General features: G+C 70.7%; 21 protein-coding genes and 1 pseudogene. 5 read left to right on the top strand and 17 right to left on the bottom strand.

All coding sequences use genetic code 11. The annotated features are described in order from the left end of the window. Window positions 1-48: 48 nt before the first annotated feature. The 3 genes from PV679_RS05615 (at window position 49) to PV679_RS05625 (ending at window position 3,863) form a co-directional block, all read left to right on the top strand. Window positions 49-1,497 (top strand): GH1 family beta-glucosidase, encoded by a 1,449-nt coding sequence (locus tag PV679_RS05615; RefSeq protein WP_319678901.1) that lies wholly within the window; start codon window positions 49-51, stop codon window positions 1,495-1,497. A gap of 230 nt (window positions 1,498-1,727) precedes the next feature. Further along, window positions 1,728-2,456, top strand: a complete 729-nt coding sequence (locus tag PV679_RS05620) for an SGNH/GDSL hydrolase family protein (RefSeq protein ID WP_319678902.1) — start codon at window positions 1,728-1,730, stop codon at window positions 2,454-2,456. A gap of 147 nt (window positions 2,457-2,603) precedes the next feature. Continuing rightward, window positions 2,604-3,863: an NAD(P)/FAD-dependent oxidoreductase gene (locus PV679_RS05625; RefSeq protein WP_319678903.1), complete on the top strand. Its 1,260-nt coding sequence runs from the start codon at window positions 2,604-2,606 to the stop codon at window positions 3,861-3,863. 65 nt (window positions 3,864-3,928) lie between these two features. Here the strand turns inward: PV679_RS05625 and hypE are convergent, their stop codons facing one another. From hypE to PV679_RS05655, 6 genes are all read right to left on the bottom strand, one after another. Next, on the bottom strand, window positions 3,929-4,918 hold the full coding sequence (hypE, locus tag PV679_RS05630) for a hydrogenase expression/formation protein HypE (RefSeq protein ID WP_319679018.1): 990 nt from the start codon (window positions 4,916-4,918) through the stop codon (window positions 3,929-3,931). A 112-nt stretch (window positions 4,919-5,030) separates the two neighbouring features. Next, a complete protein-coding gene (hypD, locus tag PV679_RS05635) occupies window positions 5,031-6,173 on the bottom strand; it encodes a hydrogenase formation protein HypD (RefSeq protein WP_319678904.1) in 1,143 nt (380 codons plus the stop codon). Next, window positions 6,170-6,577, bottom strand: a complete 408-nt coding sequence (locus PV679_RS05640) for a HypC/HybG/HupF family hydrogenase formation chaperone (protein WP_319678905.1) — start codon at window positions 6,575-6,577, stop codon at window positions 6,170-6,172. Before PV679_RS05640 ends, hypD begins: the two co-directional genes overlap by 4 nt. A gap of 30 nt (window positions 6,578-6,607) precedes the next feature. Beyond that, window positions 6,608-9,139, bottom strand: a complete 2,532-nt coding sequence (gene hypF / locus PV679_RS05645; protein WP_319678906.1) for a carbamoyltransferase HypF — start codon at window positions 9,137-9,139, stop codon at window positions 6,608-6,610. Beyond that, entirely contained in the window at window positions 9,136-9,933 is a 798-nt protein-coding gene (hypB, locus tag PV679_RS05650; RefSeq protein WP_319678907.1) for a hydrogenase nickel incorporation protein HypB, read from the bottom strand. The genes hypF and hypB overlap by 4 nt, the downstream gene beginning before the upstream one ends. Continuing rightward, window positions 9,917-10,339 carry a hydrogenase maturation nickel metallochaperone HypA gene (locus PV679_RS05655; protein ID WP_319678908.1) on the bottom strand — a complete coding sequence of 141 codons (423 nt, stop codon included), beginning with the start codon at window positions 10,337-10,339 and terminating at the stop codon, window positions 9,917-9,919. Before PV679_RS05655 ends, hypB begins: the two co-directional genes overlap by 17 nt. Before the next feature lie 161 nt (window positions 10,340-10,500). Between PV679_RS05655 and PV679_RS05660 the strand changes: the two genes are divergently transcribed. Next, window positions 10,501-10,896 (top strand): helix-turn-helix transcriptional regulator, encoded by a 396-nt coding sequence (locus tag PV679_RS05660; RefSeq protein ID WP_319678909.1) that lies wholly within the window; start codon window positions 10,501-10,503, stop codon window positions 10,894-10,896. Between the two features lie 109 nt (window positions 10,897-11,005). Here the strand turns inward: PV679_RS05660 and PV679_RS36140 are convergent, their stop codons facing one another. The 11 genes and pseudogenes from PV679_RS36140 to PV679_RS05710 form a co-directional block, all read right to left on the bottom strand. Then, a complete protein-coding gene (locus PV679_RS36140) occupies window positions 11,006-11,164 on the bottom strand; it encodes a DUF6893 family small protein (protein WP_416069662.1) in 159 nt (52 codons plus the stop codon). A gap of 82 nt (window positions 11,165-11,246) precedes the next feature. After that, window positions 11,247-11,765 (bottom strand): annotated as a pseudogene (locus PV679_RS36145) (hydrogenase maturation protease); the annotation flags it as partial. A 1-nt stretch (window position 11,766) separates the two neighbouring features. Continuing rightward, on the bottom strand, window positions 11,767-13,323 hold the full coding sequence (locus PV679_RS05670) for a hypothetical protein (RefSeq protein ID WP_319678911.1): 1,557 nt from the start codon (window positions 13,321-13,323) through the stop codon (window positions 11,767-11,769). Beyond that, on the bottom strand, window positions 13,320-14,033 hold the full coding sequence (locus PV679_RS05675) for a DUF6084 family protein (RefSeq protein WP_319678912.1): 714 nt from the start codon (window positions 14,031-14,033) through the stop codon (window positions 13,320-13,322). The genes PV679_RS05670 and PV679_RS05675 overlap by 4 nt, the downstream gene beginning before the upstream one ends. Next, complete coding sequence (locus PV679_RS05680) at window positions 14,030-14,773, bottom strand: DUF5947 family protein (RefSeq protein WP_416069657.1); 744 nt, start codon at window positions 14,771-14,773, stop codon at window positions 14,030-14,032. Before PV679_RS05680 ends, PV679_RS05675 begins: the two co-directional genes overlap by 4 nt. Beyond that, window positions 14,770-15,702, bottom strand: coding sequence for a NifU family protein (locus PV679_RS05685; RefSeq protein ID WP_319678913.1), 933 nt, complete (start codon window positions 15,700-15,702; stop codon window positions 14,770-14,772). The genes PV679_RS05680 and PV679_RS05685 overlap by 4 nt, the downstream gene beginning before the upstream one ends. A gap of 87 nt (window positions 15,703-15,789) precedes the next feature. After that, window positions 15,790-17,574 (bottom strand): nickel-dependent hydrogenase large subunit, encoded by a 1,785-nt coding sequence (locus tag PV679_RS05690; RefSeq protein WP_319678914.1) that lies wholly within the window; start codon window positions 17,572-17,574, stop codon window positions 15,790-15,792. A gap of 122 nt (window positions 17,575-17,696) precedes the next feature. Continuing rightward, window positions 17,697-18,785: a hydrogenase expression protein HypE gene (locus PV679_RS05695; protein ID WP_319678915.1), complete on the bottom strand. Its 1,089-nt coding sequence runs from the start codon at window positions 18,783-18,785 to the stop codon at window positions 17,697-17,699. A gap of 160 nt (window positions 18,786-18,945) precedes the next feature. Further along, window positions 18,946-19,197, bottom strand: a complete 252-nt coding sequence (locus tag PV679_RS05700; protein WP_319678916.1) for a hypothetical protein — start codon at window positions 19,195-19,197, stop codon at window positions 18,946-18,948. A gap of 14 nt (window positions 19,198-19,211) precedes the next feature. Further along, window positions 19,212-20,357, bottom strand: a complete 1,146-nt coding sequence (locus PV679_RS05705; protein WP_319678917.1) for an inorganic phosphate transporter — start codon at window positions 20,355-20,357, stop codon at window positions 19,212-19,214. 158 nt (window positions 20,358-20,515) lie between these two features. Then, window positions 20,516-21,130, bottom strand: a complete 615-nt coding sequence (locus tag PV679_RS05710) for a TetR/AcrR family transcriptional regulator (RefSeq protein ID WP_319678918.1) — start codon at window positions 21,128-21,130, stop codon at window positions 20,516-20,518. Window positions 21,131-21,246: 116 nt separating this feature from the next. Here PV679_RS05710 and PV679_RS05715 point away from each other — a divergent pair, with 116 nt between their 5' ends. Beyond that, window positions 21,247-22,014 carry an SDR family oxidoreductase gene (locus PV679_RS05715; RefSeq protein WP_319678919.1) on the top strand — a complete coding sequence of 256 codons (768 nt, stop codon included), beginning with the start codon at window positions 21,247-21,249 and terminating at the stop codon, window positions 22,012-22,014. Window positions 22,015-22,176: the final 162 nt, after the last annotated feature.

Raw genomic sequence — 22,176 nt, forward strand, 5'->3', positions numbered from 1 at the left:
GGCTTCATCTCTCCACGCACACAGTTCGACACTTGCGGAAGGACCCTTGTGGCCACCTCAGCACCCAACACCGGTCAAGCCCCGGCCCCCGCGGCGGCCCTGAGCTTCCCGCCCGGCTTTCTCTGGGGCACGGCGACCGCCGCGTACCAGATCGAAGGCGCCGCCAGGGAGGACGGGCGTACCGCTTCCATCTGGGACGTCTACTCCCACACCCCGGGCAGGGTACGCAACGGCGACACCGGTGACATCGCCACGGACCACTTCCACCGCTGGCCCGAGGACATCGCGATCATGTCCGACCTGGGCGTCGGCGCGTACCGCTTCTCGGTGTCCTGGCCCCGCGTCCAGCCCACCGGCAGCGGCCCCGTGGCGGAGAAGGGCCTGGACTTCTACCGGCGTCTGACCGACGGGCTGCTGGAGAAGGGAATCCAGCCGGTCGTCACCCTGTACCACTGGGACCTGCCCCAGGAGCTGGAGGACGCCGGCGGCTGGCCCGAGCGCGACACCAGCTACCGCTTCGCCGAGTACGCGGGCATCGTCGCCGACGCGCTGGGTGACCGGGTGAAGACCTGGACCACCCTCAACGAGCCGTGGTGCAGCGCGTTTCTCGGCTATGGCTCCGGTGTGCACGCTCCTGGCCGTACCGACCCGGCGGACTCCCTGCGGGCGGCACACCACCTCAACCTCGGCCATGGCCTCGCCGTGCGTGAGCTGCGCGACCGGCTGCCCGCCGACGCGAAGGTGTCCGTCACCCTCAATCTGCACCTTGTGCGACCGCTGACCGAGGATCCGGCGGACGTCGACGCGGCCCGCCGGATCGACGGCACGGCGAACCGGGTCTTCACCGGTCCGATGCTGGACGGCGCCTACCCGGCCGATGTCATCGAGGACACCTCCGGGATCACGGACTGGTCGTTCGTCCAGGACGGTGACACCGCGCTGATCCACCAGCCGCTCGACTTCCTCGGCGTCAACTACTACTCGCCGACCCTCGTCTCCCACCACTCGGGCCCCGCCGTGCACGGCTCGGACGGCCATGGCGCCAGCGACCACAGCCCCTGGCCCGGAGCGGACGGTGTGGCCTTCCACCAGACGCCCGGCGACCGGACGGCCATGGGCTGGACCATCGACCCGAGCGGTCTGTACGAGCTGCTGACGCGCGTACGGCGGGACCATCCGGACCTGCCGGTGATGATCACCGAGAACGGCGCGGCCTTCGACGACTACGCCGCACCCGACGGCGAGGTCCGCGACCCGGAGCGGATCGCCTATCTGCGCGCGCACCTCGCGGCCGTGCACCGGGCCATCGAGTCGGGCGTGGACGTCCGGGGCTACTTCCTGTGGTCGCTGCTCGACAACTTCGAGTGGTCCTACGGCTATGGCAAGCGCTTCGGCATGGTGTACGTGGACTACGCGACCCAGCGCCGGATTCCCAAGTCCAGCGCCAAATGGTACGCGCGGCTGATCCGCGACGGGAGCCTGCCCGCGGCGGACTGACCGACGGGACGAGCAGCGGCCACGGCCTCCGAGCGTGACTCGGGGGCCGTGGCCCGTCTGCGGCCCGTGACACCGAGTGCGACTCACGACGGCCGCGCGGACGCCAGAAGGCGGTTACGGCGGGGCTGGACAGCGTGCCGGTGCTGTGCTGTTCTGCACATGCCAAGCATTTCCGCGTGGTTAATTCCGCGTTCCGTCCCCCCACCTCCCCTTGAGCAAGAGGAGTCCGGATGCGAATCTCCCACCCGGCCGGACCGGCAGCGCGCCGGTTCAGGCCCGCCCTCGTATGCGCCATGGCCGTTGTGGCCTTCGTCCTGGCGCTGGTGTCACCCTCCTCCGCGATGGCCGAGTCCAACGGCGGTCTGCGGATCATGCCGCTCGGCGACTCGATCACCGACGGCTTCAACGTTCCCGGCGGCTACCGCGTCCGGCTGTGGCAGCGGGCCGCGGCCGACCAGAGAGTGGACGACTTCGTGGGGTCCCAGTTCAACGGACCGGCCGAACTGGGCGACCACGACCACGAAGGCCACTCCGGATGGCGCATCGAGCAGATCGACGCGCAGGTCACCGGCTGGGTCCAGGCCACCGACCCGCGCACCGTACTGCTGCACATCGGCACCAACGACATCTCGCAGAACTACGACGTGGCCGGCGCGCCCGGGCGCCTGTCCACGCTGATCGGCCACATCACCACCGCGGCGCCCAACGCCGACGTCTTCGTCACGAACATCATCCCGTTCGGCGACGCCACTCTGGAGGAGCGGGCCCGGCCGTACAACGCGGCCGTACCCGGAGTCGTCGACCAGTGGGCGGAGCAGGGACGCAAGGTCCACTTCATCGACATGCACAGCGCGCTCGGCGCCGGTGACCTCGCGGACGGCGTCCATCCCAACGCCGGCGGTTACGCCAAGATGGCCGACCGGTGGTACGAGACCCTGCGCACCGGCCCCTGGATCTGACGGACCGTAACCCTCCCACACTGCGCGATGCGTTCCCGCCTGCCACCATCGGAGGAGAACGGCCCCGCTGCCGCCCGGCCCTCACTCAGCCGGACGGCAGCGGGGTCACCGCCGGTCGGGACGTCGTACAGGAAAGGCTGGGCACAGGTGGCCGACAGTCAGGTACGCCGGTCGGACGTCCTTGTCATCGGCGCCGGTCTGGCCGGCCTGGCCTGTGCCACCGACTTGAGCCGGGCCGGACTCTCGGTGCGCGTCCTGGAATCCTCCGACGCCGTCGGCGGCCGGATGAGGACCGACCGGCACCAGGGCTTCCTGCTGGACCGCGGCTTCCAGGTCTTCAACACCTCCTATCCTCAGGTCAGACGGCGGCTGAAGCTGCGCGCCCTGCGCCTGCGGCCCTTCACGCCCGGCGCACTGGTCCACACCGATCGCGGCCGGCTGCGGTTCACGGATCCCACCCGGCGTCCGCGCGCCGCCGCCGATCTGCTTCCCGGACGGCTCGCCGGAAGCCGCGACCTGCTGGCGCTGGGGCTGCTGACCGCGCGCGACATGTTCGGCCCGGTGGCCGCGCTGAAGCGCCGCGCGGACCGGACGACCCTGACCGCGCTCGCCGACGCCGGCATCTCGCCCGAGCTGGTCGAGACATTCTTCCGGCCCTTCCTCGCGGGCGTGTTCCTGGAGGACGAACTGGAGACCTCCTCCCGCTTCTTCCATCTCGTCTGGCGCAGCATGCTGCGCGGCACCCTCTGTCTGCCCTCGACGGGCATCGGAGCCGTGCCCGCCCAGCTCGCGGACCGGCTGCCGCGCGGAATCGTCAGTCTGGAGACCCCTGTCCGCTCACTCACGGAATCGGGAGCCCTGGCCGAGGACGGTACGGAATGGGAGGCCGGAACCGTCGTGGTGGCGACCGGACCACGCGCGGCGGCCGGACTCCTGCCCGGCCTGGACATCCCCGACACCCGCACGGTGACGACGTACTACCACGCCGCCGCCGGCTCTCCGCTGCGCGAGCCGACCCTTCTCACGGACGCCCGTCGCCGGTTTCTCCACACCTGTGTGATCAGCGAGGTCGTGCCCGGCCGCGCGCCCGCCGGCCGGGCCCTGGTCGCGACCTCCGTGCTGGGCCGCGACCGGCCGCTGCGAGAGACGGCGGTCCGCGCGGCGCTGGCCGACGCCTACGGCGCCGACACCAGGAGATGGGAGCGGCTCGCCACCTACACCGTCGAGGGCGCCTTGCCGGCCATGCCCGCTCCCTGGCCGCTGTCCAGGCCGACCCGGTTCGCGCCGAGGCGCTATGTGTGCGGCGACCACCGCGCCACCGGCTCCGTACAGGGAGCGCTCGCCTCGGGGACGCGCGCGGCCCGCGAAGTGCTGGCGGAGACCGCCCGCCCAAGGGCCGCGCCGTAATCCCCGGCGGGCGCGCGACGTCGGCTACGGCGCCTCGCCGCGTTGTCCTTCCGGCGGGCCCACGGTCAGCAGATACGCGGCAGTTGCTCACCCAGCGGGACGTCCACCACCCGGGTGCCGCCCAGTCCCGTACTCGCCACGACCATGCCAGGATGGTCCGCCGTACAGGTGCCGATCGCCACCGCTCCGGCGCCGCGTGGATGCGCGCGCATCGCGGCGAGCACCGCGTCGGCGTGCTCCGGCGGTACGAACGCCACGAGCTTGCCCTCGTTGGCCACGTACAGCGGATCGAGACCGAGGAAGGCGCACGCGTTGGCGACCGCCTCCGGCACCGGCAGCGCCCGCTCCCGCAGAGTGACGCCGACCCGGGCCGCCGACGCGATCTCGTTGAGCGAGGTCGCCAGGCCGCCGCGGGTCGGATCCCGCAGCACATGCAGGTCGGCGCAGGCGGCCAGCATGGTCTGGACGAGCGAGGCCAGTGGCGCGGTGTCGCTGACGATCTCGACACCGAACTCCAGACCCTCGCGGACGCTCATGATGGCCACGCCGTGCTCGCCGATCGGACCGCTGACGATGACCACATCGCCCGGCGCGGCGCGGCGCGGCCGGATGTCGACGCCGTCGGGGATCAGTCCGATGCCGGCCGTGTTGATGAAGATGCCGTCGCCGTGACCGGCGTCCACGACCTTGGTGTCGCCGGTCACGACGATCACGTCGGCCGCTCTGGCGGCGGCTCCGAGGGCTTGCGCCACCCGCCCGACCGTGGCGATCTCGACGCCCTCCTCCAGAATGAAACCGCAGGACAGATAGGCGGGACGGGCACCGGCCATCGCCAGGTCGTTGACCGTTCCGTTGACCGCGAGATCGCCGATGCTGCCGCCGGGAAAGAACAGCGGACGCACGACGTACGAGTCGGTGGAGAAGGCCAGCCTCGCTCCGCCGAGGGTGACCGTCGCGGAGTCGCCGAGCTCCGCGAGGATCTCGCCGCCGAAGGCCGGTGCGAAGAGATGCTCGACGAGTTCGGCGGAGAGCTGACCGCCGCCGCCGTGGCCCATGACGACCTTGAGATGGTCACGGAGCGGGGCGGGACAGGTCCATCCGGAGAAGTCCGGCGCGGCGGGCCCCGGATCCGGCGGGACGCCGTCCGCGACCCGGATCCCGGTCGGCTCAGCCAACGGAGGTCACCTCCTCCCGGCCGCCGGCGGGGCCCGCCGGGTCCGGTGCGGCCAGCCGGCGGTACAGGTAGTACGCGGCGCAGGCGCCCTCGCTCGACACCATGGTGGCGCCGAGCGGATTGCGCGGTGTGCAGGCCGTACCGAACGCCTCGCACTCGTGCGGCTTGATCAGCCCCTGGAGCACCTCACCGCTGCGGCAGACCGTGGACTCCTCCGTACGGATGCCGGTCACCGAGAAGCGGTACTCGGCGTCGTACTGCCGGTACGCGCGGGACAGCCGCCAGCCGCTGGCCGGGATCATGCCGATACCGCGCCAGGCGCGGTCGGTGACCTCGAAGACATCGTCGAGCATGGCCATCGCGGCCGGGCTGCCCTCCGCCTGGACCGCCCTCGGATAGGCGTTCTCCACGATGTGCTCACCGGCCTCCAACTGGCGGACGGCGCGACGGATGCCCTCCAGGATGTCCAGGGGCTCGAAGCCGGTGACGACGATGGGAACCCGGTGGCGTTCGGCGAGTTCGGGATACTCGCTGATGCCCATCACGGTGCAGACATGGCCCGCGGCGAGGAACGCCTGGACCCGGCAGTCGGGCGAGTTCATGATGGCGTCGATCGCCGGTGGGACGCGCACGTGCGACACCAGCAGGCTGAAGTTCTCGATGCCGAGCTTCTTGGCCTGGTACACGGTCATCGCGTTCGGCGGGGCCGTCGTCTCGAATCCGATGCCGAAGAACACCACTTGACGGTCCGGATGCTCCCGGGCGATCTTGAGCGCGTCGAGCGGCGAGTAGACCACCCGTACGTCCGCGCCGTCGCTCTTGACCTTGAACAGATCCCGGCCGCTGCCCGGCACCCGGAGCATGTCGCCGAAGGAACAGAAGATCACGTCCGGGCGGGAGGCGATCTCCAGCGCCTTGTCGATGATCTCCAGCGGGGTCACGCAGACCGGGCAGCCGGGACCGTGGATGAGTTCGACGGCCTCCGGGAGCAGTTGGTCGATGCCATGGCGGATGATCGAGTGGGTCTGCCCGCCGCAGACCTCCATCAGAGCCCAGGGCCGGGTGACCGTGGTCCGGATGTCGTCGAGGAGCCGTGCGGCCAGAGCGGGATCGCTGAATTCGTCGAGATACTTCATCGTTGGGCCTCCTTCGGAGTGCCGGGCTTCTTCCCGGTGCCGGTCTTCGTGGCTTCGGTGCCGGCCGACGCGGCTCGCGGCGGACCGGTCACCGGCTCACCGCCGGTCCCGGTGCCGCCGGGACGGTCGGCACCCGCCTCCTTCGCGGCCCGGCCCCAGGCGTCGCCGAACTCCTCCTCCAGGACGCCCAGATTCTCGAACAGCTCCAGCGTCTGCTTCGCGGACTCCTCGTCCAGGCGCTGCAGTGCGAAGCCGACATGCACGATCGCGTAGTCCCCGACCTCCATCTCCGGCACATACTCCAGACAGACGTCCTTGACGACGCCGCCGAAGTCGACGTGTGCCATCCGGGTCCCGTCGCGCTCCTCGATGTCCAGCACTCTGCCGGGCACAGCAAGGCACATGGTTCCTCCTTGAGCTGGTCGTCCCGCTTGTCATCGGCCGGCCGCCGGCCCGGCTCCGGGCACGGCCCGGGCCGCGATCATCAACTGGCCCAGTGCCAGCCCGCCGTCGTTGGGCGGCACCTTGTGATGCCGCAGTACGGTGAATCCGTCGTCCGCCAGCCGCTCCGCACAGCCGGTGGTCAGCAGCGCGTTGCAGAACACTCCGCCGGTCAGAGCGACGGCGCCGAGCCCCGTACGGTCGCGGGCCGCCCGGCACACGTCGTGCACCAGGCCGACGACCGCGCCGTGGAAACGAGCTGCCACCGTCGAGGCGTCCGCGCCGGCGCGTAGGTCGCCGACGGCGGCCGCCAGTACCGGGGCCGGGTCGGCCACGAGCGCGGCGCCACGGCCACCGTCCGTGGAAAAGCCGTCCGCCGCGACGCGATCGGGAGCGACGCCGTCCGCCGAACCGCCTGCCGAGGTGGCGTCGCTCCCGGACGCGGCGACAGCGGATCCGGCGGGCACCAGTGCGAACCGGTAGCCCTCCCACCGCCCGTCCGGCTGTCTTCTCCTGGCCGCCGTCGCCGCGTTCTCCAGCTCCGCCGCAGCCTGCGCCTCGTATTCGACGCGATGGCACACTCCGGCGAGCGACGCGACGGCGTCGAACAGCCGTCCCATGCTGGAGGTGGGCACGCAGTTGACGCCCCGGTCGAGCTGGCGCTCCAGCAGCCGCAGTTCCTCCGGGTCGCACGCGGCGACGCACGGCAGGTCCTCGGACCAGGGCAGACCGGCCGCCCGCAGATGCGACAGCGCCATCCGACGCGGATTCCGTACGGCCGCGTCACCACCGGGCAACGGGACATAGGCCAGCCGTGCGAACCGGCGGAAGCCGTCATAGTCCGCGAGCAGCACCTCGCCGCCCCACACCGCGCCGTCGTCGCCGTAGCCCGTGCCGTCGAAGGCCACACCGATCACCGGCGTCGAGCCGTCCAGGCCGTGCTCGGCCATCGTGGAAGCCACATGCGCGTGATGGTGCTGTACGCGGCGCACCGGCCGGCCCTCCGCGTGGCGGTCGGCCCACTGGCCGGAGCGGTAGCCGGGATGCCGGTCCGCGATCAGCAGCCGAGGCGTGACCGAGGTCAGCTCCGCGAGATGGCCGACGGCCGCCTCGAAGGCGGTGAGTGTCGCGAGGTCGTCCATGTCACCGACATGCGCGGACAGCCACGCGTAACCGCCTTCCGCGAGACAGAAGGTGTTCTTCAGATCTCCGCCGACGGCGAGCGCCGGCTCCACCGGCAGTGGCAGCGCCACCGGCAGCGGGGCGTAACCGCGCGAGCGTCGCACGGGAAGCTCCAGGCCGGCGCAGATCCGTACCACCGAGTCGTCGCACGGCACCCGCACCGGCCGGTCGTGTGCCAGCCACGCGTCCGCGAGAGCGCCGAGCCGGCTCAGGGCCTCCTCGTCGTCGGTGACGATGGGCTCTCCGGCACGATTGCCACTGGTCATCACGAGGACAGGCGGACCGGCCGGATCGCCGGGCAGGCCCAACAGCAGGTGATGCAGCGGGGTGTACGGCAGTACGACGCCGAGATCCGGGCTGCCGGGCGCCACGCCGTCCGAGACGAACCGCTCACCGCCGTCGCGGCGCCGGAGCAGGACGACCGGCCGGCGCCGGCCGAGCAGCAGACCGCGCTCGTCGGCGTCCGTGAGGACGAGGCGTTCCACCGTCTCCGGCGAGTCCGCCATCACGGCGAACGGTTTCGCGCCACGGTTCTTGCGTGCGCGCAGGGTCCGCACGGCGGCGGGATCGGAGGCGTCGCAGGCGAGGTGGTAGCCGCCCAGTCCCTTGACCGCGACCACCGCACCAGCGGCGAGCAGCCGACGGGCCTCGGCCAGCGCGTCCTCGCCCGTACGCCGGGCGGCCGAGGCGAGTCCCGGCGGGCCGGTGACCAGGCTGAGCCGTGGACCACAGGCATGGCAGGCGATCGGCTGGGCGTGGAAGCGCCGGTCGGCCGGATCCGCGTACTCCCGCGCGCAGTCGGCGCAGAGCGGAAAGCCGGCCATGGTGGTCAGCGCCCGGTCGTACGGCACTCCGGTGACCACGCTGAACCGTGGGCCGCAGTGAGTGCAGGTGATGAAGGGATGCCGGTGGCGGCGGTCGGCCGGGTCGGCCAGCTCGCTCAGACAGGCGTCGCAGGTCGCCGTGTCGGGAGCGACCAGCGTGCGCCCGGCGCCTCCGGCGGACGCGCGGATCGTGAATCCGCTGCCTCCGGTGGCCGGGACGCCACGGTGCCGTACGGACTCCACGACGGCGAGCGGCGGTGCGTCGGTGGCCACCCGCGCGCAGAACGCCGCCACCTGCCGGCCCGGACCCTCCACCTCCGTCTCGACACCGTCGGCGTTGTTGCTGACCCAGCCCGCCAGGCCGAGTTCACTGGCGAGCGCGTACACGAACGGACGGAAGCCGACGCCCTGGACCACGCCGCGCACCTGGACGCGGCGGCGTTCGCACGCGACGCCGGACGAGTCGGAGAAGGCGGAAGGAGCGGGGCGGGAAGCGGGAGCGGCGAGAGGTCGGCTCATCGTGCCTCTGTCGCTCCTCGCTCGGCGGAGGCGGGGTGCTCGTGACCGCTGTTGCCGTCAGATCCATGGTCGTCGTCGCCGTGCTGGTGGTGCTTGGACCGCCCGTGCTGAGCGGCCAGCACCGGCTGGTGGACGGGAACACCGTCGGCGCATCCGATGACGAGGGCCAGCAGCTCACCGACACCGCCACCGGTGCGCGCCGAGGTCTCCACCACCGGTACGCCCGGGTTCACCTGACGCACATTCCGGCGGAACGCCGCTCCGTCGAACTCGACGGCCTCGGCGATATCGGTCTTGGTGATCACCACGAGCTGGGCAGAGCCGAACGCCGTCGGGTACTTCAGCGGCTTGTCCTCGCCCTCGGTCACCGAGCACAGCACGATCCGCAGGCTCTCGCCGAGGTCGTAGGAGGCGGGACAGACCAGATTGCCGACGTTCTCCACGAAGAGCACCTGGGTGTCCGCCGGGAGCCACCCGTCCAGATGGCCGCTGAGCATCCCGGCCTCCAGATGGCAGAGCCCGTCGGTGAGTACCTGCTTGACCGGCGCTCCGGCGCGCGCCAGACGCCGCGCGTCGTTCTCGGTGGCCAGATCGGCGGTCACCGCCGCGACCGGGACGCCGGCCGCGACCGCTCCGGCGAGCAGCAGCTCCAGCAGGGCCGTCTTGCCGCTGCCCGGACTGGACAGCAGATTCACCTCCGCTGTGCCCTGTGCGGCGAGATACTCGCGCAGTTCCAGGGCACTCGCGTCATTCTTGGCCAGTACCGCCTGGCGCAGATCAACGACTCGGCACATGAGTTGCCTCCTCGGGCGTATCCCGATCGTCTCCGTTGACCGCGTGAGGCGCATCCGAAGGACCGTGCAGGACGACACCGGCGATCTCCAGTTCCCGCCCCGACAGCAGCTCCTCCAGCGGCCGTGCGCAGCCGTCGCACCACAGCACGGGCGGCATGCCGACATCACTCTCCCGGCCGCAGCCGGTGCAGCGGGCCCGGCCGGGGACGGTGTCGATGTCCAGGCGGGCACCGGCGAGGACGGTGCCCTCGCTCGCCAGACCGAAGGAGAAGCGGAGCGCCTCCGGCACCACACCGGCCAGTTCGCCGATCCTCAGCCGCAATGACGCGACCCGCCCGCCGCCATGGGCGTGGACGGCCTCCTCCACCTGGGTCACCACGGCCATGGCGATGGACAGTTCATGCACGGATCTCACCTCGCTGCGATGTGCGCGGCGCCGGCCGCGAGCCCGGCCGTACCCGGCGCGGACGGCGCCCGACGGCTGGCCCGCCGGGTCGGGCATGGTTAGCGTGGAACGTGGGACGGATGCACGGCCCGGTCGCACGGCCACGTCAGGAGAGCGCAGCCATGACGACGCACGACAGCGAACGACGCGCGCTGCTGACCCCGGTCATCCTGCTGCTGCTCGCCGAGCGTCCCGGCCACGGCTACGAACTGACGCAGCGTCTGGGAGCCTTCGGCTGGGCCGAGGCGGAGTCCGCGCATGTGTACCGGCTGCTGCGCGGCATGGAGAAATGCGGTCAGATCACCTCCCAGTGGCGGGCCTCGGCCTCCGGACCGGCTCGCCGCGAGTACAAGATCACGCCGGCCGGCTCGATGAGTCTCGCGCTGTCGTTCGTCCGGCTGGGCGAGCTGCACAGCACGCTCCATCTCTTCCTGGAGCGCTATATCCAGCTCACCGGGACGGGCTCCAGCGACGTACCTCGGCCGCTGTCCGGGCATCCGCCGGCCACGGGCAGATAGGGCGCGCTCCACAGGCGGCGCCGTCCGTGCGCCGGACGGCGCAACCGGAACACGGCGGAGGGCCGATGTCATCGGCCGGTCCTCCGCGCGCCGTCACCGGGTTCCGCCGTCACATCCGGCGCATCCGCAGATAGCGGCGCAGGTCCGGTACGGACTTCGCCGTTCCGTACGCCATCCCGGCCGCGGCCACTCCGGCGCAGACCCACAGCCATGTCAGATCCGGTTCCTTGGCGGGATGCGCCGTCTTCATCCAGTTCATCCAGCTCATCTCCTTCGTCTTCGTCCCGCGCGGTCGCGCTCCCGTCCGTGGGGAGCGCCGTGCCCGGCGGACGACGTACCAGATCGAGGACCAGCTCCGCCGCCGGTCCGACGGCGGCGGCCACCGGCTCGCTCAGCCCGATGCCCTCCTCCGCGGTGAGCGGCTGGCAGCCCACGACCAGGACCTGCTCCGGGAGCGTGCCGCCGGCCTGGGCGTGCAACTCCCGGACGAGGCAGAGCACCGCCGCCGGGTCCATGCCGTGTCCGTCCAGCCGGGCGGTCGACGCCGGTCCCGACTGGAGCGGGTCGACGTCGATCACACAGACCGTGCCCGGCGGAACGCCGCGGTCGACCGTGTCGACCAGTACGAGCCTGCGGTAGCCGTCGAGGAGCCGGTAGGCGAGATGGATCCCTCGGATGCCCGCGTCCATCAGGTCCACGCCGGACGGCAGCGGCCGTCCGGTCAGCAGCCGCACGGCCTCCACGCCGAATCCGTCGTCGCCGAGGAAGATATTGCCGATGCCCGCGACCAGGGTCCGGCCGGGCGCGCTGCCCGGTGCGCCGACGAGTGCGGCGTCGGGCGCGCTGTCGGGCAGCGGAACGGCGTCCATGTCAGCTCCTTCCTTCCGGCTTGTGCGCTTCCGGCTTGTGCGTTTCCGGTTCGTGCGCTTCCGGCTTGTGCGTTTCCGGTTCGTGCGTTTCCGGTTCGTGCGTGGATACCTCCGCCGGATCGACCTCGTCGGGACGGAAGTACAGGAACCGGCCCTGCTGACGCCGCACATCGATGCCGGGGTCACCGTCGACCGTCACCGCGATATGGGTCTCGCCGTCGAAGTCCTGGAGCACCGCCTCGACCGTCGCCGCGCGTCCCGCCAGAAAGATGTCCTGGGCGTCGGACCGGCGCAGTCCGGGCCGCAGTACGACCCTGCTGCCCACCCCGAGCCGCTGCCCGTCGACGGTCACGGTGTCCTGGCCGGGACTTTGCCCGCCGTCCTGTGCCGGGTCCCACCACGGCAGCCCGGGGCCGGTCGGCAGCGTGAGACCGGTGGACGGCGTCGTGGCGGCCGCGTCCGGATCCGGCCGCCGCGCGCTCTCGCCGGTCGCCTCGCCCGTCACCTCGCGCAGACCGCGAATGGCTCCGTGCAGGCGCTCCATGACCTCGGCCGGCATCCCGTCCACCAGATCGATCACCTCGGCGGCGCGGGCGTCCGTACCGCGCGCCTCACGTTTCTCCCGGTCGGTGAGCGCGGCGGTCCGCAGTGACAGGATCTCGTCGATCTCGGTGGCGTCGTAGAGCGGGCCGGGGCTCTCCGCGGCGACCGCCGGATGGTCGTCGAGAATGATCGGCGACGACAGCAGTACGTCATCACGGCCCTCGCCACAGGCCAGCACCGGCCAGGTGTGCTCGTTGCGGCAGAGGCGCGCGGCGGGTTTCGCCCACTCCGGCGGATCCGTCATCGACAGGAACCGTCCACCGGGCAGTCCGAGCAGCAGATGCGCTCCGATCAGGCTGTGCGGCAGAGCGGCTTCACGGTCGCCGTGCTCCCGCCGGTCCGGTGCCCAGCCCGACACGTTCCGGACCGTCGCGGTCAGCCGCAGCGCTCCGAACGGGCCGGGCAGCGGTTCGGTGGCCAGCAGGATCTCACCGGCCAGCGGCCGGCTGCGCCGTACCAGACGACCCACCACGCGTCCCGCGTCGTCGTGCACCGGCTCGCGCCCGACTCCGCCCGGACGGTCGAACCGCAGTGTGTGCCCTTCGCCGGCGAGCCGGTCGAGCGGCACCTGGAACTCGATCCGCTCCTCCTCGCCCTCGTCCCACGGGACCAGCACCCGGTCGGCGAGGTCGAGTTCCGGCACCTCGGTCCATCCCTCACCGTCCGGCGAGGGGCACTCGACCGTCCGGCGGCGCACCTGCAGAAAGCGCAGCTCGACCAGGATCCGGTCGGCGCGGCGAGGTTCCAGAAGACACTCCGTACGCTGCCCGGCGTGCTCGCCGTGTGCCTCCTGCCAGGCCGGTGGCACCAACACCCCGAACTGCCAGCGCAGTTGGTTCTTCCGCGCGGAGGCCCGGTACGGATACAGCACATAGCCCTCGAACAGCAGGGCGTCGGCGACCCGGCGTGCCTCGTTGAAGCCCGCGCTCACGCGGTCCATGGAGTCCTCGGTCATGGCCGCTCTCCTCGGCCGGAGTGTCCGCCCGAGTGCCGGCCGCCGATCCGGTCGGCCGGTCGGCCGGTGCCGTCCGGAGCCGGCGGCCCGGCGGTACGCAGCAGTTCCTCGAAGGCCCGTTCCCAGGACGGCAGGGCCCGCTCCGAGCGGTAACGGCGCAGGGAGTCCAGGCAGTCGTCGCTGATCCGAAGCCAGCCGGAGCCGGGAAAGTACTGGTCGATCATGTCCTGCCAGACCTTGACCGGCATCCGGAAGGCGGTCTCCTTGTGCCAGGGAACCGGCTCCGCCACAAAGCCGCGGTCGCCGGTGAAGACGGTGCCGGAGAACAGCATGAGCAGCGGCACCTCGCCGTCGGCGAGAGCGCGGAAGTACTTGGCCGAGGCCACCTCCATGTCGTATGTGCAGGTCACCGGCAGCTCGATCTCCGTCGAGCCCGTGAAGCCCGGCAGGGTCACCGAAGCATGGGCGAACTGGAGGGGCTTGAGGGTGGTGCTCCAGCGGTCGGGCTCGCCGAAGAGGTCACCGAGCATCTCCACCTCGGCCGGTGCGTAGCGGCGCTGGACGGGCTCGATCCGGATCTGGCAGCGCAGCGCGACCGCGTGGATCCGCGCGCCGTCGGCCGCCTCGATCCGCAGCCGGAACAGCAGTGTCGGGCCCGCGCCGTACGGCTCCGGTCGTACGCCGGTGCAGGAGAACGCCAGATCGGTCATGACGCCTCCTCTCCACTGCCGTTCCCGGCCCGGCCCGTGTCCTGATCCGCGCCTCGGGCGTCGGCGGCCTCCGCGAGGTCCTCGTCCGTCGGTGGCCGGGCCGCCGCACGGACCCGCGCGAAGAACTCCGTCAGATCGGCACGGGCCTCCGCGCCGCCGTCGAATCCCTGCCAGTGCAGCCGCATCCGGCCCACCAGCTCATAACAGGCGTCCACCGGCACCAGACAGCACTCGCCGGAGCCGGTCCCGCCGTCGCGTTCCCGCCGTATCAGCAGCGCCTCGGTGTCGGGCCGCAGCAGACCGGCCAGCCGGCTGTGGCCGAGCACATCGCGCCAGGTCTCCGGGTCGAGCTCGCTCTCCGTGGCGCCCGCCGGGCTGGGATAGAACGCGGCCAGCCGGTCCAGTTCGGAGTTGCGGAAGAAGAACGCGAGCCCGACGGGGATCTGGAGCCGGTTCCAGCTCTCCTCGTCCAGCGTGAAGCCAGGATCGGCCAGATACCGGTCCGGCACCGCGCGGAAGCGGCCCGAACCCGCGCCCGGACGGGTGAAGAGCAGATAGCAGCCGGTGCACGCGCACATCAGCGACCGCTTCCCGGTGTCCACGAGATGCCGGTGTTCGCCGGTCAGTGGCTCGGTGCACAGCTCGCACCGTTCCCGCGCGGGCGGCGGGCGGCGGGTGAATCCGCGCAGTCCCGCGAGCGGCGAGGAGGCGGCCGGGACCTCGGCGGGGCGGGCGTTCACGGCCTCGCCGCCAGCAGGACGCCCGGCAGCGCCACACGTACGGAGCCGTTCTCCTCCAGCAGAGGTACGGGCCCCAGACGGCCCCGGTCACCCTGTCCGGCGCCTCGGATGTCGTACTCAGCCGCACAGGACGGGCAGCGCAGCCGGCCGCCGTCCACCGCCGCCGCGCCCAGCCGGCCCGCGCAGGCCGGGCAGTGGTCGCGGTACGCGTAGAGATCGCCGGGCAGCCGGACCAGCACCAGCGGCGTGCCCGCCACCTCGCACACCGTGCTCTCGCCGTCGGCCAGGGAAGAGAACGCCGGCAGCGGATGCCACTCGGCCGGAGCGTCCTCGGCCGGCCCGGCGGGCCGTGCTCCCGTGGCGTCGTCCGGTGGCCGGGACATGATCTGCAGCAGCTTCGGCCCCGGCTTCTCCTCCGCCACACCCTCGACCTCCACCCGCGAGATCTCGGGAGCGCGCCGTGCCACCGCCTCCTCGATCGTCCACCGCACGGTCTGCGCGGAGGACGGACAGCCGTCGCAGCTACCGCGCAGCCGCAGCCGCAGGATCTGCCCGCCGGCTCCGTCCGCCTCCTCGTCCGGCACGATTCCGGCGACGTCCACATCGCCCGCGTGCGACCCGAGATACGGCCGGACCTCGTCCAGCGCCCGGCCCACCCGGGTCATGGTGTCCTCGGGATGGAGATCGTGCAGCACCAGCAGTCCGCCGACGAGTTCATCGGCGCCGAGCAGCTCCAGCGGGTCGGTACCGTCCGGCGCGCCGTCCAGCAGCTCGACGACACGGGCCAGGCCGGTTCCGTAGAACTCCACGATGCTGCGCACGAGTTCGTCCGCGAGATCGCGTCCCGCCGGTCCCGTCGACCTGCCGAGCTCGTCGAGGAGCGCGGTGATGCGCTCACCGGCCTGTTGCTCCTTGGCCGTTGCTGCCATGTCAGGATGCCTTTCCTCCGGTGGGGACGGCCCCGGCACGGCGGCCGTCCCGCTCCTCGGTGGGACCTTCGCGGAGCTCTGCGCGGATCAGCCCGCCAGCCCGCTGAGCCCGGTGGGCAGATGGGTCTCCTGGATGGTCCGGCCGCCGCCGACGTACATATGGACGCCACAGGGCAGACACGGGTCGAAGCTGCGCACGGTGCGCATGATGTCGATGCCCTTGAAGTCCTCCGGGGCGTTCTCCTCGAAGATCGGCGTGTTCTGCACCGCGTCCTCGTACGGTCCCGGCGTGCCGTAGGAATCGCGCACGCTCGCGTTCCACGGAGTGGGCGGGTACGGATGGTAGTTGGCGATCTTGCCGTCCCTGATCACCATGTGGTGCGACAGCACGCCCCGCACCGCCTCGGTGAAGCCGACCCCGAGACCCTCGTCGGGCACCTCGAAGCTCTCCCAGGTCCTGGTGTTCCCGGAGCGGATCTCCTCCATCGCACGCTCGGCGAAGTGCAGGGCGGCGGCGGCCACGTACGCCTGGAAGTAGGTGCGTGCGCGATTGCGCTCCAGGGTGTTGCTCCACCGCGGGATCCGCCACTCGAAGGTGGCCTCCGGCTTGGTCATCGTGCGCGGCAGATTGATCTTGACGCTGTGCCCGGTGGCCTGCACATAGCCGATGTCGACCAGCCCGGACAGCGCGGTGGACCACAGGCGTGCGAGCGGGCCGCCGCCGGTGTCCAGCGCGAGATGGTCCGTACCGTCGAACCAGCGCGGGGACATCACCCAGCTGTACTTGTCCGCGAAGTCGCGCTTCTGCGGGGCGGGGATGGTGTGCTGGTTCCACGGATGGCGTGGGTCGATCGGATTGCCCAGCGGGTCACGCTCGACGAACATCTCCTGGCCCGCCCAGTCGTCGTAGTACGAGCTGCCGAGCAGGATGCGGATGCCGAGGTTGATGTCGACGAGATCGTTGGTGATCAGCTTGCCGTCGACGATGACGCCGGGTGTGACGAACATGCGCCGGCCCCACTCGGACATGTTCCGGTAGGTGAAGTCGCAGTACTCCGGGTCGTTGAGCGCGCCCCAGCAGCCGAGCAGGATGCGGCGCCGGCCGACCTCCTCGTACCCGGGCTGCGCCTCGTAGAAGAAGTCGAACAGGTCGTCGTGGAGCGGCACGACACGCTTCATGAACTCGACGTAGCGCATGAGCCGCGTCAGATAGTCCGTGAAGAGCTGGATGGTGGCCACGGTCCCGACCCCGCCGGGGTAGAGCGTGGAGGGGTGCACATGGCGTCCCTCCATCAGGCAGAACATCTCCCGGGTGCTGCGGCTGACCTGGAGCGCCTCCCGGTAGAACTCGCCTTCCAGCGGGTTGAGCGAGCGCATGATGTCGGCGATGGTGCGGTAGCCGTGGTCGCCCGCGTGCGGCGCCGCGGTGCGTTCGGCCAGTTCCAGCACGCCGGGATTGGTCTCGCGGACCATCTTCTCGCAGTAGTCCACGCCGACCAGGTTCTCCTGGAAGATGTTGTGGTCGAACATGAACTCCGCGGCCTCGCCGAGGTTGATGATCCACTCGCCGAGGTGCGGCGGCTTCACGCCGTACGCCATGTTCTGCGCGTACACCGAGCATGTCGCGTGGTTGTCACCGCAGATACCGCAGATGCGGCTGGTGATGAAGTGCGCGTCCCGCGGGTCCTTGCCCCGCATGAAGACGCTGTAGCCGCGGAAGACGGACGACGTGCTGTAGCACTCGGCCACCCGCTTCTGCTTGAAGTCGATCTTCGTGTGGATGCCGAGACTGCCCACGATCCGGGTGATCGGATCCCAGGACATCTCCATCAGGCCGCTGCCGTCCTCGGTTTGCCTCGTCGTCGGCGCCATGGCGTGCGCACCTTCCTCAACGGTGTGGGGGCTTGCTCTGCCGTCGTGCTCTGCCGTCGTGTTCCGCGCTGTGCCGGTCGGAAGCTGTGCGGCGGACCATCACCGCGTCGGCGAACCGTGACTCACCACGGAGGGTGGTAGCCGGTCAGGACCTTGTCGCCCTTGCGCCGCCACTTCGGTTCCTTGTCGACGGTCCTGGCCGTGACGGCGCGCAGCCCCCGGATGACCTTCCCGTACGCGCCGCTGGCGGCGGCCGAGACATGACCGCCCGGTGGTTCGTCCATGAAGGGCATGAACTTGTCCGGGAAGCCCGGCATCGTGCAGGCGATGCAGATGCCGCCGACATTGGGACAGCCGCCGACGCCGTTGATCCAGCCCCGCTTGGGGACATTGCACTTGACCACCGGACCCCAGCAGCCCAGCTTCACCAGACACTGCGGTGAGTCGTACTCGGTCGCGAACTGGCCCTGCTCGTAGTAGCCGGCCCGGTCGCATCCCTCGTGCACGGTCGCGCCGAACAGCCAGGTGGGACGGAGCTGTTCGTCGAGCGGGATCATCGGCGCCGATCCGGCGGCCTGGTAGAGCAGATACAGCAGAGTCTCCGACGCGTTGTCCGGATGGACCGGGCAGCCGGGGATGCAGACGATCGGGATGCCGGCCCCGGACTTCCAGTCCCAGCCCAGATAGTCGGGCACGCCCATCGCTCCGGTGGGATTGCCCGCCATGGCGTGGATTCCGCCGTATGCCGCACAGGTGCCGATGGCCACGACGGCCAGCGCCTTGGGCGCGAGGCGGTCGATCCACTCGCTGGTGGTGATCGGCTGACCGGTCTCGGGATTGTCGCCGAACCCCGACCAGTAGCCCTCGTTCTTGATCGCCTCGTTCGGAATGGATCCCTCGATGACCAGAACGAAGGGCTCGATCTCCCCGCGGTCGGCCTTGAAGAACCATTCGATGAAATTGTCGGCGCCCTGTACGGGACCGCACTCGAAGTCGATCAGAGGCCAGTGAACGGCCACTTTGGGCAGTCCCGGCAGGGCGCCCAGAGCGATCTCCTCGATGCTCGGCTGAGTGGCGGCGGTGAGGGACACCGAATCGCCGTCACAGCTCAGGCCCGCGTTGATCCAGAGGATATGGACCGTGGGGGTTTCTTCCTCGCTTTCTCCGCCGGGAGTCGATCGTCCTTCGGAGACTGGTGCAGCGGTATCCATCATCCCCTCCTCGTCGAGGATTGCGGCGAGCCCTCCTGGGAGGAGTACGCACACGTATGAGGAGCTTCTCTACCTGGATATCCGACCCGGGCGCGTCCGGTAAGTGCGGGATGGACCTATGAACCGTGTTCCGGAGCCGGCGGCGCGCGGGCGCCGGCGCTCAGCGGACCTGCGAGACGATCAGATACAGCCCGTAGCCGACGGCGGCCGCGCAGGCGAGAAAACACAGTCCGGCGAAGGCCCTGGAGAGCGCGGCAAGGCCCTTGGCGCCCGCGCCGCCGCGCGCGCGGACCTTTGTCCTTCCGGCCGACGCGAGGGCGCGCACACCCAGCGCGAAGACGATCACGATGCCCAGGGTGGCGCCGATACTGACGGCGACCACCTCGCCCAGGGAGCTCCAGTTCAGGTGCATTCCGCCCGCTCCCTTCAGACGTTCGCCTTGATCGTGGTGGTGCGGATCGTCACGGCGCGGTCGTTGTTGACATTGCGGGAGGTGACCGGATTCCGACGGGAGAGGAAGATGATGAAGGCCGCCGCCGTGGCGGCCGCCACGGCGATGGCGGCGGTGCCGATGGTGCCGCCGTACCTCACCACGACCGAGGCGAGTGCGCCGACGCATCCGGCGGCGGGAAGGGTGACACACCAGGCGACGGTCATCCGGCCGGCGGTGCGCCAGCGCACTCGCGCCGGTTTCCGGCCGAGGCCCGCGCCGATGATGCTGCCGGAGCAGACCTGCGTGGTGGAAAGGGCGAAGCCGAGATGCGCGGAGGTCAGAATGACGGTCGCCGCGGCGGATTCCGCGGCGAAGCCCTGTGGCGGGCGGATATCGGTGAGGCCCCTGCCCATGGTTCTGATGATCCGCCAGCCGCCGAGATAGGTCCCGAGACCGATGGCCAGGCCGGAGGAGCCGATGACCCACAGCGGCGGACCCGTGTCCTGTCCGAGCGCGCCCACGGAGACCAGGGTGAGCGTGATGACGCCCATGGTCTTCTGGGCGTCATTGGTGCCGTGCGCCAGGGAGACCAGCGAGGCGGAGGCGATCTGTCCGAAGCGGAAGCCCCGGTCGACCGAGGATTTCCGGCCACCCGCGGTCAGCCGGTAGGCGAGATATGTGGCGGCCAGCGCGGCGATCCCCGCCACCACCGGGGAAGCGAACGCCGGGACGATGACCTTCTCGATCACCTTCTCGAAATTCACACCGTGCTGGCCCGCACCCACCCATACGGCCCCGATCAGCCCGCCGAACAGGGCGTGCGAGGAGCTGGAGGGCAGCCCCAGCAGCCATGTCGTCAAATTCCACAGGATGGCACCGATAAGACCGGCGAAGATCATACCCGGCGTGACCAGCTTGTCGTCCACGATCCCGCCGGAAATGGTTTTCGCGACCGCGGTGGACAGGAAAGCACCCGCCACATTGAGTACACCGCTGATGAGGACGGCAATCCTGGGGCGGAGCGCCCCGGTGGCGATCGACGTCGCCATCGCATTCGCGGTGTCATGGAATCCGTTGGTGAAGTCGAATGCCAGAGCGGTTACGATCACCACTCCCACAAGAAAGGTCATGTGGTCCATTGACTTCATCCAAGCGCAGCCACGCGTGAGCTCGGGAAAGGCGGTGTGGAGACACCCAGGCGCTTCCTCCCAAAGGCTTAGAGGAGGTAACGACAGCGGTGTCCGACCGGAGCGCGGCCTCAGTTGGCTCCCCTCGACGGCGGACCGGCGGACAGCCCTCAGTCCGCGCTCGCGCGCAGTTGTTCGATCGCCGAATCGATCGCTATTTCGAGATGGGTCACGCTGCCCGTCGCGAGCATGACCACGACCCCGCCCTGAAGTCCGGCCAGCAGCGCGGCCGCCGACCTGTCGGCGTCGACGCCGGCTCCGACCTCGCCCTGATCGCGCATACGGCGAATGCCCGTGGCGAGCCGCTCCTGCCAGCTCGACAGCAGACCGACGACGATGTCGCGGCTCTCCGGCTCACTTCGGCCGATCCCCGACAGCAGCGTACTCAGAGGACACTGCTGCCCCTGCTCCCGATAGCGCCGCACCACTACGTCGCGCCACGACTTCCAGGCATCCCACGAGGTGAGTTCGTCCAGATACGGCTGCTGATCGGACAGGACGAGGTCCGCCTCCCAGCGGGCGACCGCGAGCAGCAGCCCGGACTTGCCCTCCGGGAAGTAGTGGAAGAGCTGGCTCTTGCTCGTCCTGGTCGCGTTCCGGACGTCATCGAGCGTGGTGGCCGCCACGCCACGGGCGCGTACCTCGCGGACGGCGCCCTCGATGATCCGGCCACGGGTCGCGAGCCCCTTCTCCGTCAGCTTCCGTCCGGCCGCTCTCTGCTCCATGAGGCAAGCCTACTGGACCGTAAGGTCCAGGGCCGTGGCCGGAGAGTGGACTGGTGGGTCCAGGAGACTTACATTGAACCCGTCAGTCCATAAAATGAGTGAGAAGGTCCGTGACCATGGGAAATCTGGACGGCAGGACAGCGCTGGTGACCGGCTCCACCAGCGGGATCGGGCGCGCCATCGCGGTGCGGCTCGCGGCCGAGGGCGCACATGTCATCGTGAGCGGTCGCGATACCGGCCGGGGGCAGGCCGTGGTGTCCGCGATCCGTGCCACGGGTGGTCGGGCCGACTTCGCCGCGGCCGATCTGGCCACGGCGCGGGACGCGCGGGCGCTGGCGGACACCGCGCTCGGCCTCGCCGACGGGCGGGTGGACATCCTGGTGAACAACGCCGGCGTCTTTCCCGCGACATCGACCCTCGGCCTCGACGAGGCGACGTACGCCAAGGTGATGGATGTCAATGTCCGGGGTCCTATCTTTCTGACCCAGGCCCTGCTGCCCTCGATGCTCGACCGCGGTGACGGCGTCATCATCAACATGGGCTCCTGGGTGGCCCAGGTGGGCTTCATAGGCGGAGCGCTCTACTCGGCGAGCAAGGCGACGCTCGAACAGCTCACTCGCGGCTGGGCCTCCGAGTTCGGCAGCCGGGGGATCCGCGTCAATGCCATCGCGCCCGGGGTCATCGTCTCCGACCCCGAGGCGCCGGAAGCCGCCCGGCGGCACCGGATGGTGGAGAACTCGCCGGCCGGGCACGCCGGGAGCGTCGAGGACATCGCCCACGCGGCGGCCTATCTGGCGAGTGACGAGGCGGGTTATGTGCACGGCACGACGCTGGTCGTGGACGGCGGTGTGCTGGCGACCCGGCCCGGCCCCAAGCTGAACTGAGGTCCGGCCCGCGCGCGGTGGCGGCGACGGACGGGCACCGCCACCGCGCGCCGTGAAGTCGTATACATGTGCGTGGCATCCATGGGCCTCCGGGCCATGGCGCGCAGGCCGGCCCGCTCGGTCGCCGGAGGCCGGACGGCGGCGTGCGGGACCGTACGTCTG

It is taken from the genome of Streptomyces sp. AK02-01A, from assembly GCF_033795305.1.
GTDB lineage: Bacteria > Actinomycetota > Actinomycetes > Streptomycetales > Streptomycetaceae > Streptomyces.